The following is a 13,671-nucleotide window of genomic DNA, read 5'->3' as shown; positions in this document are numbered from 1 at the left end:
TCAATTGATGACGGCTATTGGACCGAGACCCCGTCTTCGCTCTTTAATGGGTGGCGCACATCCAGCGAATCGAGGGCCGCTTTCATGACTGCGAAACCCCACCGCGTCGTCATCGTCGGAGCCGGCTTTGGCGGGCTTGAGACGACCTATCGGCTCGCAGGCAGCCCGGTCGAGATCACGCTGATCGACCGCCGCAACCATCATCTGTTTCAGCCGCTGCTCTACCAGGTCGCGACCGCTTCGCTTGCAACCAGCGATATCGCCTGGCCGGTCCGCCACCTCATGCGGGCGCGGCGCGAAGTGACGACGCTGTTTGCGACCGTGAGCGGGGTCGATGCCGAGCGGCGCGCCGTGCTGCTCGATGACGGCAGCGAAGTTCCCTACGACACGCTGGTGCTCGCGACCGGTGTCCGCCACGCCTATTTCGGCCACGACGAATGGGAGCAGTGGGCACCCGGCTTGAAGACGCTGGAGGATGCGACCACGCTGCGGCGTCACATCCTGCTCGCGTTCGAGCGCGCCGAACGCGAGACCGATCCGGAGCGCCGTGCCGCGCGCCTCACCTTCGTCATCATCGGCGCCGGTCCGACCGGCGTCGAGCTTGCCGGCACTATCGCCGAGATGGCGCATCACACGCTGCCTGGCGATTTTCGCAACATCGACACGCGCAAGGCGCGCGTCGTGCTGATCGAGGCCGGCCCCCGCGTGCTCGCGGGCTTTGCCGACGATCTCTCGGCCTATGCGCAGGCTTCGCTGGAAAAGATCGGCGTCGAGGTCGTGCTGGGCCAGCCCGTCACCGAGGTTGACCGCGACGGCGTGGTCTATGGCGGGCAGCAGCTGAATGCGAAGACCCGGATCTGGGCGGCCGGTGTGCGCGCCTCGCCCGCCGCCGAATGGTTGAATGCACCGGCCGACCGCGCCGGCCGCGTCGAGGTCGCCGATGATCTGACCGTGCCCGGCCATCCGGATGTCTTCGCCATCGGCGACACCGTCACGATTTCCGCGTGGGACGGCAAGCCGGTGCCCGGCATCGCGCCGGCGGCCAAGCAGCAGGGACGCTATGTCGCGAACCTCATCAAGGCACGGCTGCGGGGCGAGAAGCTCGGCCCGTTCCGCTACAAGCACGCCGGCAGCCTCGCGCAGATCGGCAAGCGGCTCGCGGTGATCGATTTCGGCCGGGTGAAACTGCGCGGCGCGATCGCGTGGTGGATCTGGGGCATCGCCCACATCTACTTCCTGATCGGCCTGCGCCATCGCCTCACCGTCGCGCTCACCTGGCTCTGGATCTACGTTCGCGACCAGCGCGCCGCACGCCTGATCACGCAAGGCAGCAGCAAGGTGGGGTGACGGCGCTGGCTACTTCGTTGAAAGCATCTCCGACACCTCAACCGTCGAGAATCGCAACCGCGCGGGTCCAGCCAGCCGATGCATGCGCGATCTTGACCGGGAAGCACGATACGCTGAAGCCGGTCGAAGGCAGCAGATCGAGATTGTGCAGCTTTTCAAGGTGGCAGTAGCCGATGTGCCGGCCGGCCTTATGGCCTTCCCAGATCAACGAAGCGTCGCGGGTCTCGGCATATTTCTGCGCAGTGAGGACAAAGGGCGCGTCCCAACTCCAGGCATCCGTTCCGGTCAACCGCACGCCGCGCTCCAACAGGTACATCGTCGCCTCATGACCCAGCCCGCAACCGGAGTTGACGTAGTCGGGCCGGCCAAACTTGGCTCCGGCACTGGTATTGACGATGACGATCTCGAGAGGGTTCAGCGTATGGCCGATCCGTGTGAGCTCATCTTCGACGTCCTTCGCAGTCGCCACATAACCATCCGGCAGATGCCGGAAATCGAGTTTCACGGCTGGCTGCAGACACCATTCCAGCGGCACCTCGTCGATGGTCCACGAGCGTTCGCCGCGATTCATCGTCGGGTGAAAGTGCCAGGGCGCATCCAGATGCGTGCCATTGTGAGTGGAGAGTGCCACATGCTCGACCGCCCAGCCCTGGCCGTCCGGCAAATCCTCCGCCTTCAGGCCGGCAAAGAACTGCAACATGCCCGGCAGCCCCTGTTGATGGTCGATGTACTGAATGCTCGGCCGGTTGCCCGGCGGATCGGCAGGCACGTCGTTCTGCAACGGCACCGAAATGTCGATCAATCGTCTCGTCATGTGCTCTGATCCATTCGTTGCGCGGTCCGCACACGCGGATGCGCCGTGCTCGCTATTGCTGCGGGTTCTTCTGGAAGCGCGGCAACGTGCTCATCGCCAGCGCACCGAAGACGAGACAGGCCGCCATCAGCCAAAGGGCGGCACTGTAGTTCTTGTTGATGTCGAACAGATTTCCCGTGACGGCAGGCCCGAGCGCTGCGCCCACGCTAAAGATCGAATATGCCAGACCATAGAGAAAGCCGTAGTTGCGCATTCCGAAATAGCGGGCGGTTAGATAGGCGATGAGATCGATTTCCGCGCCGAGGGCAAAGCCGATCAGGAAAGCTGCGATCGGAGCGGTCTGTGCGCCCCCGACATTCAAGAGCACGCATCCTCCTGCAGTGATCAGGAACACCGCACCTGCTACGCGGGGCGCAAACAGGCGGTCGATGGTCCATCCAATCAGGACACGACCAATGATGACACCAACGCCAATCAGCGAAGCGATCGCGGCAGCTCTCGGTACCGGGAGACCCGCGTCTCGCAACAACGGAATCATGTGTACCACCATCCCGGATATCGCAGCCGCAACCGCCAGGAATCCGATCGCAATCGTCCAAAAGATCCTGGATCTCAGTGCCTCGGAACGGTCAATACCTTCCGCTGCCTTGGCCGCTGGCCGTGCCGCGCCTTCCAGATCCCTGAAGCCGAAATAGACCATCGGCCAGGCGATCGCTGCAAGCATCGCCATGACGATGAATCCTGAACGCCACCCCAGCGACGCGATTTGCGAGGCCAGCAAGGGAGGCAACGCAAGAGCCGCGATCCCGGTCCCAGCCAGCACGATACCAAGCGCCAGGCCGCGCGATACCTTGAAGTTTCCATTCACGATCCGCGTGTAGACCACCGGTGTCGTTCCCGCACCCAGACACCCCGCCGCGAAGAACAGGACGTAGAACACGACGATCGAGCCATTCATTCCGCCGAGGCCGACGATGCTCACAATCAGCAATGGGATGGACACCAGCGCAACGATGCGCGCGCCGAAGCGATCAATGAGCGATCCGACGATCGGTCCTGACACCACGAATCCCGCGGTGAGATAGATCAGGGCTCCCGAAATCTGCCCGCGATTCCAGCCAAACTCCTGCTGGAGAGGCTCGAAAAAGACCCCAATGCTGTAAAACAGCAGAGATGCCGCGCCAACGCCAATCCCGATGAGCGCCATGACCAAGATCAGCCAACCGCGGCTGATCTCGTCCTTCTGTAGCTGGACTACATGATCGACAGAACTCACAATTCCCTCCCTCGTACTGAATTCTCTCTGCGCTCTTCTTTGGGTTCTTCTGGCGCGCAGATGCTGGCTCGGCTCTAGTCGGGCATTGCCCCGTAGATGTCGCAGTAGGTGCGCTCGAGATGGTCGGTGAGCTTCGTCACAGCTGCACTGGCCGAACGCGACAGGACGACGTTTGCGAGCCCTTCATGCTCGGCGACGAACTCCTCCGCGACGACTGCGTTCGAGAGCATCAGGTTGCGGTAGCGGGAAGCCTGATCGTAGAGCTGGCTTGCCAGCCCGACGGTTCTGGATGCGCTGCAAGCCGCGATCAGGCTGGCATGAAAGGATTTGTGAACCCGGTCGAGCTCGGGCGTATTCTTCAGAATCCTCGATCGACCGACGACACGCTTGAGCTGGTGCAGGCAGGAGACGATGTCTCCCTCCCATTTCGCATCGCCATGTCGGATCGACTGGCGCAGCGCCGCCGCTTCGAGCGCAATTCGCGTCGATGTGATGTCGGCGAGATCCGTATCGCTCATCGGCGCCACTCGGAATCCACGCTGCCCGACCGCGATCACCAGCCCCTTTGAGGCCAACCGCGACAGCGCCTCGCGGGTCGGCGTCTGGCTGACGCCGTAGTCAGCCGCGATATCAGCGATCTTGAGCTTCGCGCCCGGCCGCAGCTCGCCCTTGACGATGGCGACTTCCAACGCCGCTTCGGCGCGCTCGGTAAGGGTCGCGCTATCCTGATCCATGGACCTTGCCTTCGCTGATGGTCGTCCCGGGTTCGCGGGCGCCCGACGGGATTGACAATTTTGTATATTTTATAGAAGAAAATATATTTTTCAAGGGAGTTGTCAATGAAGCTTGCGACTTTCGTTCCGCCCGGCGGGTCGGCCCGACCCGGTGCGATCATCGACACTGCTGGCGGCCGGCGGGTGCTCGACCTTGTGGCCGCTGCGACACGAACGGGCCGCGCGGATGCCGTTGGCGCGAGCCTGCTGCAATTGATCGAGGCGGGAGAAGCAGCCCTCGAGTCCACGCGTCGGGTGGTGGAAGCCTGTGCGGCGGACGAGGACATCTCCTCCCCGCTCGACCGCATCAGGCTCCTGGCTCCGATCCCCGAGCCGCCGCAGATGCGTGATTTTTCGGTCTTTCCCGGGCACATCCGCGAAGCTCCGGCGGGCATGGCCCGCATCGCGCAACGGAAGGGGGTCGCAAGCGATGCGCCGACACGACCGCTCCAGGACGTGCCCCAAGTCTACCGGGATCGGCCGATCTACTACATCACCAACCGCTTCAGCGTGTCCGGCCCGGACGCGACGGTGTCGTGGCCCGCGTATAGCGAGCTGATGGATTTCGAGCTCGAGTTCGGGATTTTCCTGTCGAAGGGAGGATGCGACATCCCGCTCGCGAAGGCGCGTGAGCACATCTTCGGCTACACGATCTACAATGACTTCTCCGCGCGCGACACGCAGTTTGAGGAAATGCGGGGCATGCTCGGCCCCGCCAAAGGCAAGAGCTTCGATGCCGGCAACGTGATCGGCCCCTGGATCGTGACCGCGGACGAAATTCCAGACGCCTACAATCTTTCCATGCGCGCACGCGTCAATGGTGAGATCTGGACCGACAGCACGAGCCGCGGCATGCTGCACTCGTTCGAGGACATGATCGCCTATGTCTCGCGCAACGAGACGCTGCGAGCAGGCGAATTCATGGGCTCGGGCACGGTCGGAGGCGGCTGCGGCCTCGAGCTCGATCGCTGGTTGAACCACGGCGATACAGTCGAACTCGAGGTCGAGAGGATCGGCAAGCTACGTAACCAGGTGGTCCGCAGGGTGCCCTGAGCAAGAACGCGTTCGCGGACTGTCTTCCCTTCTCCCCCTGTGGGAGAAGGTGGCGCGAAGCGCCGGATGAGGGGTTGTGTCCGCGAACTCAAATGCAAAGCTTCACTCGCGGAGAGAAACCCCTCACCCGGCTTCGCGTTCCGCGAAGCCACCCTCTCCCACAGGGGGAGAGGGTGTAGCGACGTTCGCGGCTGCAGCTACTTCACCAGCGAACACCCACCTTCCGCCAGCGGCCGGAACGCTTGGTCTGCTGATATCGTCGAGATCAGCTTGTAATAGTCGTAGGGATATTTCGACTCCTCCGGCTTCTTCACCTCGAACAGATACATCGGGTGCACGACGCGACCGTCCTGGCGGATCCCGGTGTCGCCGAACAGCTTGTCCTTGCCGCTGAACTTCTTCATCTCGGGGACGACGTCCTTCGCATTATCGCTGCCGGTGGCGGCGACCGCGTTGAGATAGGCGAGCGTGGAGGCATAGACGCCGGCCTGGTTGCCGCTCGGCATCTTGCCGTTCATGCCGGGGCGCGCCGCGAAGCGTTTTGCAGAGGCGCGGGTGTCGTCATTCATGTCCCAGTAGAAGGCTTCCATGAGCTGGAGACCCTGCGCGACCTTCAACCCCATGCCATGCACGTCGTTGATGAAGAGCAGGAAGGCGACGAGCTTCTGCCCGCCCTGCTGGATGCCGAACTCGGCGGCCTGCTTCACTGCGTTGATGGTGTCGCCGCCGGCATTGGCGAGGCCAATCACCTGCGCCTTCGAGCCCTGCGCCTGCAGCAGGAACGAGGCGAAATCGGACGTGCCGAGCGGATGTTTCGAGGAGCCGATCACCTTGCCGCCATGCGCCTCGATGTATTTCTGTGCCTCTGCCTCGATACCCTTGCCGAGCGCGAAATCGACCGTGAGGAAGTACCACTCCTTGCCGCCGCGCGAGACCATCGCAGCCGCCGTGGTGTTGCCGGTCGCCCAGGTGTCGTTGACCCATTGGATGGTGTTGGGCGAGCACGCCTTGCCGGTGAGGTCGGCGCTTGCCGTAGACGATGCCAGGAACGTCATGCGGCTATCGCGCAGCAGCGTGTTGATGGAGAGGCCGACCGCCGAATTCGGCACGTCGACGATCGCATCGACGCCCTCGACATCGAGCCATTTGCGCGCGATCGCCGCGCCGACGTCGGCCTTGTTCTGGTGATCGGCATAGACGATCTCGACCTTGATGTTCTTGCCCCCACCGTTGAAATCTTCAGCCGCCATGCGCGCGGCTTCGACAGAGCCCATGCCGTTGGTGTCCTGAAAAATGCCGGAAATGTCGTTGAGCACGCCGATGCGCACGACGTTGTCGGTTATTTCGGCGCTGGCTGCGCCGCCAATCAGGCTTGCCGCAAGCGCAAGCGTCCACTTCAAGTGCTTCATCGTTCCCTCTCCTGTTGGATTTTCGGCCGTGCCACCGGTCGTTGCCGATGGCGATCAGGACGTCAGACCTACCGCTTCAGACCTGCCGCTTCAGACCTATCGCTTCAGACTTGCCGCTCCGGCAGGCGCAGCACGAGCCCGTCGAGCTCGGGCGTGATCTTGATCTGGCAGGACAGCCGGCTGTTGGCCGTGCGCTCGGCGGCGGCGCCGTCGAGCAGCGCGTCCTCGTCATCGGCCATCGCGGGCAAGCGCGCAAGCCAGCCATCGTCGACATAGACATGGCAGGTCGCGCACATCGCATTGCCGCCGCACTCGGCCAAAATGCCGTCGAGGCCGTGGCGGGTCGCGGCCTGCATGGCGCTCTCGCCGTCGCTGACGTCGATGCGATCGGTCTTGCCGCCGGAAGTCTTGCCGCCGGAATGGATGAAGATGATCGCAGGCATCGAAGATCCTCAGGCCGGAGTGATGGTGACCGGCAGGCTGTCGAGCCCGCGCAGTGTGTTGTTGAAGCGGCGCTTCGGTTCGCCCGTGATCTCTATCTTCGCGATGCGTCGCACGAGCGCGGACAGCATCACCTCACCCTCGAGGCGTGCGACGAGCTGGCCGACGCACATGTGAATGCCCGAGCCGAAGCCGACATGGCCGGACGTGCGGCGGGTGATGTCATAGGTATCGGGCTTGTCCCAGCGCCGCGGATCGCGATTGGCAGCGCCGAGGAACATCAGAACCTTTTCGCCCTCGCCGATCCTGGCGCCGCCGATCTCGACCTCGCGCGTCGTGGTGCGGAAGAAGGTTTGCACCGGGCTTTCGAAGCGGACGGCTTCTTCGAAGGCATTGCGCGCCAGCGTCGGATCATCGCGCAGCCGCTGCCATTGATCGGGAAAACGCGCGAGGCAGTAGACCGCGGCGCCGATGCCGTTGACGGTGGTATCGAGCCCCGCCGACAGAAGCGAGCGCACCAGAAGCGGCGCCTCCGTCGCGGTGATCTCGCCTTCGTCGACGCGCGCGTGGATGCAGGCGCCAAAACCGCCGGGCGCGAGGTTCTCGCGCTGGCATTGCTCGGCGATATAGGCCTGATGCGGCGCCGAGCGCTCGATCGCCTCCTGGCGCAACTGGTTCGGCGGGCCGAAGGCGTTGAACACCAGGCTCGCATAGGGGATGAGATGCTCGCGGCCTTCCGGCCTCAAGCCCAGCGCATCCGGGAAAATCGAGAGCGGATAGGCTTCTGCAAGATCGGCGATGGCATCGAAGCTGCGCTTCCCGAGCAGTACGTCGACCCTCTCCTCTGCCGCTGCGGCAAAACGGTCGCGCACCTGCTTCATCACCGTCGGCGACAGCACGCGCGAAAGCACGGCGCGGGTGCGCGTGTGTGCAGGTGGATCGGCTTCCAGGATCAGGCTCGGCGGCCGCCACGGCTTCTCCTTCTTGAAGTCGCTGAGACCTACGCCGCGACTGGAGCAGAAGGTCTCGGGATCGTTCAGCACAGCATGGACCTCGGCATAGCGCGCAACGCCATAGACGTTCCATCTGTCGAGATAGACCACGGCACCGGCGTCCCGCAGCACGTCATGGGTTGGGAAAGGATCGGCGAAGAACGCGACCGCGAAGGGATCGACATCGAGATGCGGGATGGCGGGCGGGCCGCCGGTCGAAGCGGAGCTGGCTGCACTCATTCACATCCTCCCAACTTTGCGCTTGTGGAGCGCGCGCGCATGTCCTTATTTCTGTCGCGCATGAAGCGAGCCCCGATCAGATGACCGCGCCCTCGACCAGAAGCCACAAGACGCCCGCGGAAGCGGGGCCGACGCTCGACCTCGAGCGTTACGTTCCGGCCTTCATCACCTTCATTGCCAACAAGCTCTCGAACAGCGCGACCGCGTTCTATCAGCGCGAGTTCGGCGTCAACGTCACGGAATGGCGGATTATGTCGCTGCTCGCGATCGAGCCTGGTATCCCGGCCTCGCGCATCTGCCACGTCATCGGCTTCGACAAGGGGCCGGTGAGCCGGACATTGGCAGGCCTGGACAAGCGCGGGTTGGTGGCGATCCGCAGCGACCCGAACGACGGACGCACGCACTCGATCTCGCTGACCGCAAAGGGCCGCACCACCCATGACAAGGTGATCGTCGCCGCTTTCGCGCGCGAGCGGCGGCTGCTGTCGTGCCTGTCCAAGGACGAGCAGGAGGTGCTGATCGATCTGTTGCGCCGGCTGCACGAAAATCTCGGCGCGGTCACCGGCGGCGACGCGTAAGGCCACGCGTGGAGCGCGCGTCAAATCGCGTTCATCTGGCAAACGCCAGCGATTGCCGGCGGCACCATTCCTGCCGAACATGAATCCTCCCGTTGAGGCGCAGCGGTTTTCCCGCCGTCATCCTTGCCTGCGAAGGACTCGCATAAATTAGTTGCTTAGGCAACAAAAAGTTTTATGATGCGTTTTGAGACAGAAGCGTTGGCCTAATAAAAAAGCCCGCGCTGTCGTGTCCCGGACGCGGCGCGGCATGCCGGGCGATGCGAAGCATCGCCCCGTATGACGCGACGCATAGCCGGGACCCAGCCACTTGGGCCCCGGCCCTGCAGCGCATCACTTCGTGCTGCGCCGCGTCCGGGGCACGAGATTGCGATTTCGCCGCGTCTACGGCGCCTTGCAGACGAAGTTTGCGGCGTCCTCGACGTCACCTGTGCCGGAGTAAGCCGAATACGACGGATACGGGCAGAGTGGCCGGGTGCGGTTCGCGCTCCACGTCGCCGGAACTTCCTTGTTCGCCGGATTGATCGAGGCAACGATCCGCTCGGGCGCCTTGCCCTGCTCGACCCAGTCGGTCAGCGCGGTCAGCGCATCGAACTTGTCAAGCGTGACGCCGCCGCCGCAATGCGTGCCGCCGGGCATGGTGAAGAGGCGCGCAAAATTGCTGGCGTTGCCCTGCACGTTCTTGTTCAGCTGGTCGTACCAGCGGATGGTGTCGTTGACGGAGAACACCGGATCGGCCTGGCCGTGATAGATCAGCATCTTGCGGCCTGCCTTTTGCAGGCCGGCGAGCTTGGGATCGTCGACGTCGGGCGGCGTCATGAAGTCCATCGCCGACTCCGTGAACGTGCCGTCCTTGGCGAAGATCTTGGGCGCGTCCTTGTCGAAATCGTAGGCCTTCAGCGCGTCGATGAGCTTGTCGCTGCTCCCTTCCACCGCAACGGGCGGAGTCGAGAAGATATAGTTCAGCGACGCCGCGCCCATGGTCGCGATGATCGGGAAATTGTTCCAGGGCGCGACGGGGCTCTCGACCTTCCAGGCGCGCCAGTTGCCGGTGCCGATGCCGCCATCGAGCGGCCAGTCCGAATAGAGCGCTTCGCCCTTGGAATTTTTTGGCCCGGCAAGACTGGCCTTCAGCGCGTCGACCTTGGCTTCCGGGAGGCAGGCATTGGTCTGACCCGGCGCGCAAGCAAGAGTCTTGAGATCGAACGCCTTCTGGCAGGCGGTGAGATTGGACGTGAGGCCATCCTTGGCGCCGTCAAGCGCATCGCAGGCCTCGGTGATACGCGAAGCTACGAGTTGCGCATCCTCCTTGGTGATCGACTTGCGAAGATCCGGATCGGCCTTCAGGAAGGCCTGCACGTCCCAGGCGTGCTGGACCGCGGCGCGCGGCAGATCGAAGCCGGGATTGCCGACGAGGAAGCCATCGTAATTCTCCGGCATGCGCGAGGCTGCCACCATCGCATGACGTCCGCCGTTCGAGCAGCCGGCCATGTAGGAACGATCCGGCTGGCGACCGTAATGCAGCGCGATGATCTTCTTCGCAACCGGCGAGAGCGTCATGTCCGCGGCATAGCCGTAATCGCGCCGTGCCTGCGGATCGAGCCCGAAGGCCGCACCGGCGGCGAGCCCAAGCGGCTTGTTCGCGGGATCGGAGCCCGAATGTCCGCTGTCCGACGACAGCACCGCAAAGCCGCGGGCCAGTGGCACCGTGCCGCCCGATGCCCAGCCGTCCGGCTTGTCGCCAAGCGCGGGAACGACGACACCGTCGTTGCCGCCGTTCACCTGGTGCAGGAAGCGGCCGTTCCACTCGGCCGGCAGCCGCAACTCGAACTGGATGGCATAGGACTTTCCATCTGCACCGGTGCGCTGGTTGGCAAGGCCGGTCAGAATGCAATGCTTGGGCAGACCGTTGCCGGCCTCCTGAAGCTTGGAAGCCACGATCTCGACACCGGCGATGGACAGCGACGCCGTGGTAACGGGCGAACAGACCTCACCCTCGGCACGGACGAGCGCGGTGGATCCAAGAAGGGCAGCCAGCGCGACTGCCGATATCAAGCCAGACCTCACGGCGGCCTCCCTATTTTGATTATATTTTATAATTATTACTCAACACCTGCATTTTGACAAGGGGCCCTGCGTCACTCCCTCTCCCAGCAAGCGGGGCGAGGTGAAGAAGCGGCGGCACAGACGCTCAGCTACAGCCGATCCATTCGGCCGGCGCATCGTCGTTCAGTCGCGCCACAGCGTCGGCGCGGCGCGTCAGCACGGCGCGCTGGTTGATGTAGCCCTTGTCGGTGATCTCACCGCCATCCACCGACGGCGGCTCGGCCAGCAGCAGCGCGCGCGTGGCATGACCGGAGGAATTTGTGCTTTGCGCTTTCAGCTTTGCGAGCCCCTGCGCGATCGCGCTCCTCACCTTGTCGTCGCGGAGCACCTCGCTCACAGCGGCCGTGTCCGGCAGCCCCGCATGCGCGCGACAGCCGGCGATGTTGGGGAATACCAGGAAGCGCACCTCATCGCCGCCGTGACCGCTGACGACGATGTCCTGCGCAAGCGGCGCGAGCGCTGCAATGCCGGCGACGCGCAGCGTGCCGACACTGACCCAGGTGCCGGAATTCAGCTTGAAGTCCTCGGCGACACGGCCGTCGAAGAACAGGCCGCGCTCGGGGCGCGCGCTGTCGGCGAATGTCACGGCATCGCCGACGAGGTAAAAGCCCTCCTCGTCGAAGGCCTGCTTCGTCAATTCCGGCGCCTTCCAGTAACCGGGCGTCACGTTCGGCCCGCGCACGCGCACCTCCAACTTGTCGCCGGAGGCAACGAGCTTCAGTTCAGTTCCGGGGATCGGCACGCCGATATTGCCGGAGCGCTCGGCGAGGAAGTGGCAATCGGTCGCGAGCGGCGAGGTCTCGGTCGAGCCCCAGGCCGACACCATCGGCAGCGCGTGACCGACGGTCTTGATCGAGAGCTCCTCGAGCGCATCCCAGAGATTCTGCGGCAGCGCCGCGCCGGCATAGAAGGCGAACTTGACTTCGTCGAAGAAGCGACGCCGCAATTCCTCGTCGCTGCGCAGCGCCGCGATCAGCATGTCGAAGCCGCGCGGCACGTTGAAATAGACCGTCGGCATCACGCTCTTCAGGTTCGCAAGCGACGTCGCAAAAAGCCCCGGCGCCGGCTTGCCGCCGTCGATATAGAGCGATCCGCCATTGCGCAGCACAAGATTGAAATTGTGGTTCGCACCGAACGTGTGACTCCAGGGCAGCCAGTCCAGGATCACGAGATCGCCGCCTTGCGCGAGAAAGGTCCAGGTCTGCGCCTTGGCTTGCTGGCTCGATGTCAGCATGCGCTGAGTGTTGATCACGGCCTTCGGCGTGCCGGTCGAGCCCGAGGTAAACAGGAATTTTGCGATCGTGTCCGCTGACACTGCAGCGAAAGCTTTGGCGACGTCGGCAGATTCCGGCGTCGCCGCCAATGCGCTGAAGGACAACGCCTCAGCGTCGTCGGCATTGCCGCTCACGATTTCCGCCTGATGCAGCGGCCTAATCGCCGCGAGCGCCGCGGCAAACGGTTTTGTGTCACTGACATAGATCGCGCCGGGCTGAAGCAGGCTGATCATGCTCTTGAGCTTGTCGAAATCCCTGGACATCAGCGAATAGGCCGGCGAGATCGCCGCCGAGGGTACGCCAACATGCTGGGCGGCGAGCGCGAGCAGCGCGTGATCGACGCTGTTGTCGGAGAGGATGACGAGCGGACGGTCGGCGCTCAGGCCCTCAGCAAGAATCCACGAGGCCAGCGAACGCACCTGCCGCAGGGCCTGCGCATAGGTGACGGTGGTCCAGGGCACATCAAGCTTGCCGCGCTCCGCGAGGAAGATCCTGTCCGGCGCCTGCCGCGCCCATTGCTCCAACCAGTCGCCGATGCAGCGCGCGCTGTCACGCAAGGGCTCGGAGCAGCGCAGCACGATGCTGCCGTCGGCACGATGCTCGGCAACGGTCTTGGGCGTTGCGAACAGGCTGGAAGCCTCACCGCGCGCGGTGGCCATGGTCATGGGTCGTCCTCCGGGCAGCGGCCTCGTGCGGGCAGCTTTGGCAATAATGTTGGGCAGTGCAATTGTTGTCGTCAACAACAATCTTTGCCAAAGCCCGGCGAGGCGCTAGACTTGCGCGACGCTGGAGAAAAAGAACGTGACAGCCAGTACAGGCCGGAATGAACTGCCAGCCGCCGCGTCCCGCAAGCGGACCGGCAACGGCGCGGCGCGGCCTGATGACGCGGACGAGGTCGGTCTCGATGCGCTGGTCGGCCACGCCGGCTATGCGGTGCGGCGCTTCCAGATCTGGATCTTCCAGGACTTCGTCCGCACGCTCGCTGCCGTCGACATCCGGCCGACGCAATATTCGGTGATGACCGTGATCGGCGCCAATCCGGGCCTCTCCCAGATGGCGGTCGCAAAGCGCCTCGGCATCGAGCGGGCGCGGCTGGTGCATCTCCTCGACAGCCTCGAGCGGCGCAAGCTCGTCAAGCGAATCAAGTCGAAGACCGACCGCCGCTCCCACGCGCTGCATCTCACCGCACAGGGCGAGCTATCGCTGCTCAAGTTCAAGCAGCTCGCCGCCGAGCACGAGCGTCATGTCGAGCAGAAGATCGGCAAGGCGAACCGGGAGCGGCTGCTGCAGATCCTTGCCGGCTTCACCTGAATCGTTACTGCTCAAAAATTGAGCAGATGCCCCCATCCGGGCGTTACCCGGGCACCGCTG

General features: G+C 63.9%; 12 protein-coding genes. 4 read left to right on the top strand and 8 right to left on the bottom strand.

The window, feature by feature from the left end:
* The first annotated feature begins 84 nt into the window (after positions 1 to 84).
* Positions 85 to 1,347, top strand: coding sequence for an NAD(P)/FAD-dependent oxidoreductase (locus NLM33_RS32150; protein ID WP_254102239.1), 1,263 nt, complete (start codon positions 85 to 87; stop codon positions 1,345 to 1,347).
* A gap of 37 nt (positions 1,348 to 1,384) precedes the next feature.
* On the opposite strand, the gene NLM33_RS32145 is transcribed toward NLM33_RS32150, so the two are convergent.
* From NLM33_RS32145 to NLM33_RS32135, 3 genes are all read right to left on the bottom strand, one after another.
* Positions 1,385 to 2,161, bottom strand: coding sequence for a cyclase family protein (locus tag NLM33_RS32145; RefSeq protein WP_254102237.1), 777 nt, complete (start codon positions 2,159 to 2,161; stop codon positions 1,385 to 1,387).
* A gap of 52 nt (positions 2,162 to 2,213) precedes the next feature.
* Positions 2,214 to 3,368, bottom strand: a complete 1,155-nt coding sequence (locus NLM33_RS32140) for an MFS transporter (RefSeq protein ID WP_254102236.1) — start codon at positions 3,366 to 3,368, stop codon at positions 2,214 to 2,216.
* A 143-nt stretch (positions 3,369 to 3,511) separates the two neighbouring features.
* The gene (locus NLM33_RS32135) at positions 3,512 to 4,171 is read right to left on the bottom strand and encodes a GntR family transcriptional regulator (protein WP_254102235.1); all 660 of its coding nucleotides are present in this window, start codon (positions 4,169 to 4,171) and stop codon (positions 3,512 to 3,514) included.
* A 105-nt stretch (positions 4,172 to 4,276) separates the two neighbouring features.
* On the opposite strand from NLM33_RS32135, the gene NLM33_RS32130 reads away from it, so the two are divergent.
* Positions 4,277 to 5,263: a fumarylacetoacetate hydrolase family protein gene (locus tag NLM33_RS32130; RefSeq protein WP_254102234.1), complete on the top strand. Its 987-nt coding sequence runs from the start codon at positions 4,277 to 4,279 to the stop codon at positions 5,261 to 5,263.
* A 197-nt stretch (positions 5,264 to 5,460) separates the two neighbouring features.
* Here the strand turns inward: NLM33_RS32130 and NLM33_RS32125 are convergent, their stop codons facing one another.
* The 3 genes from NLM33_RS32125 to NLM33_RS32115 all read right to left on the bottom strand — a co-directional run bounded on the left by NLM33_RS32125 (position 5,461) and on the right by NLM33_RS32115 (position 8,345).
* A complete protein-coding gene (locus tag NLM33_RS32125; protein WP_254102233.1) occupies positions 5,461 to 6,672 on the bottom strand; it encodes an ABC transporter substrate-binding protein in 1,212 nt (403 codons plus the stop codon).
* Between the two features lie 104 nt (positions 6,673 to 6,776).
* Positions 6,777 to 7,115, bottom strand: coding sequence for a 2Fe-2S iron-sulfur cluster-binding protein (locus NLM33_RS32120; protein WP_254102232.1), 339 nt, complete (start codon positions 7,113 to 7,115; stop codon positions 6,777 to 6,779).
* 9 nt (positions 7,116 to 7,124) lie between these two features.
* Positions 7,125 to 8,345, bottom strand: a complete 1,221-nt coding sequence (locus tag NLM33_RS32115) for a cytochrome P450 (RefSeq protein ID WP_254102230.1) — start codon at positions 8,343 to 8,345, stop codon at positions 7,125 to 7,127.
* Between the two features lie 80 nt (positions 8,346 to 8,425).
* Between NLM33_RS32115 and NLM33_RS32110 the strand changes: the two genes are divergently transcribed.
* The gene (locus NLM33_RS32110) at positions 8,426 to 8,923 is read left to right on the top strand and encodes a MarR family winged helix-turn-helix transcriptional regulator (RefSeq protein WP_254102228.1); all 498 of its coding nucleotides are present in this window, start codon (positions 8,426 to 8,428) and stop codon (positions 8,921 to 8,923) included.
* A gap of 381 nt (positions 8,924 to 9,304) precedes the next feature.
* On the opposite strand, the gene NLM33_RS32105 is transcribed toward NLM33_RS32110, so the two are convergent.
* Both NLM33_RS32105 and NLM33_RS32100 read right to left on the bottom strand, forming a co-directional pair.
* On the bottom strand, positions 9,305 to 10,987 hold the full coding sequence (locus NLM33_RS32105) for a tannase/feruloyl esterase family alpha/beta hydrolase (protein WP_254102227.1): 1,683 nt from the start codon (positions 10,985 to 10,987) through the stop codon (positions 9,305 to 9,307).
* A 124-nt stretch (positions 10,988 to 11,111) separates the two neighbouring features.
* A complete protein-coding gene (locus NLM33_RS32100; RefSeq protein WP_254102226.1) occupies positions 11,112 to 12,965 on the bottom strand; it encodes a feruloyl-CoA synthase in 1,854 nt (617 codons plus the stop codon).
* 136 nt (positions 12,966 to 13,101) lie between these two features.
* Here NLM33_RS32100 and NLM33_RS32095 point away from each other — a divergent pair, with 136 nt between their 5' ends.
* A complete protein-coding gene (locus tag NLM33_RS32095; RefSeq protein ID WP_254102225.1) occupies positions 13,102 to 13,611 on the top strand; it encodes a MarR family winged helix-turn-helix transcriptional regulator in 510 nt (169 codons plus the stop codon).
* Positions 13,612 to 13,671 lie beyond the last annotated feature (60 nt).

It is taken from the genome of Bradyrhizobium sp. CCGUVB1N3 (assembly GCF_024199925.1).
GTDB lineage: Bacteria > Pseudomonadota > Alphaproteobacteria > Rhizobiales > Xanthobacteraceae > Bradyrhizobium.
The sequence above is the reverse complement of the archived record's forward strand: the minus strand, read 5'-3'. Positions and strand labels throughout refer to the sequence as shown.

What these genes read in the sequence shown, in the direction of transcription:
- NLM33_RS32145 (WP_254102237.1), bottom strand. Translation starts at nt 2,161, where the DNA reads ATGACGAGACGATTGATCGACATTTCGGTGCCGTTGCAGAACGACGTG.
- NLM33_RS32100 (WP_254102226.1), bottom strand. Translation starts at nt 12,965, where the DNA reads ATGACCATGGCCACCGCGCGCGGTGAGGCTTCCAGCCTGTTCGCAACG.
- NLM33_RS32135 (WP_254102235.1), bottom strand. Translation starts at nt 4,171, where the DNA reads ATGGATCAGGATAGCGCGACCCTTACCGAGCGCGCCGAAGCGGCGTTG.
- NLM33_RS32150 (WP_254102239.1), top strand. Translation starts at nt 85, where the DNA reads ATGACTGCGAAACCCCACCGCGTCGTCATCGTCGGAGCCGGCTTTGGC.
- NLM33_RS32130 (WP_254102234.1), top strand. Translation starts at nt 4,277, where the DNA reads ATGAAGCTTGCGACTTTCGTTCCGCCCGGCGGGTCGGCCCGACCCGGT.
- NLM33_RS32115 (WP_254102230.1), bottom strand. Translation starts at nt 8,345, where the DNA reads ATGAGTGCAGCCAGCTCCGCTTCGACCGGCGGCCCGCCCGCCATCCCG.
- NLM33_RS32120 (WP_254102232.1), bottom strand. Translation starts at nt 7,115, where the DNA reads ATGCCTGCGATCATCTTCATCCATTCCGGCGGCAAGACTTCCGGCGGC.
- NLM33_RS32110 (WP_254102228.1), top strand. Translation starts at nt 8,426, where the DNA reads ATGACCGCGCCCTCGACCAGAAGCCACAAGACGCCCGCGGAAGCGGGG.
- NLM33_RS32140 (WP_254102236.1), bottom strand. Translation starts at nt 3,368, where the DNA reads ATGGCGCTCATCGGGATTGGCGTTGGCGCGGCATCTCTGCTGTTTTAC.
- NLM33_RS32125 (WP_254102233.1), bottom strand. Translation starts at nt 6,672, where the DNA reads ATGAAGCACTTGAAGTGGACGCTTGCGCTTGCGGCAAGCCTGATTGGC.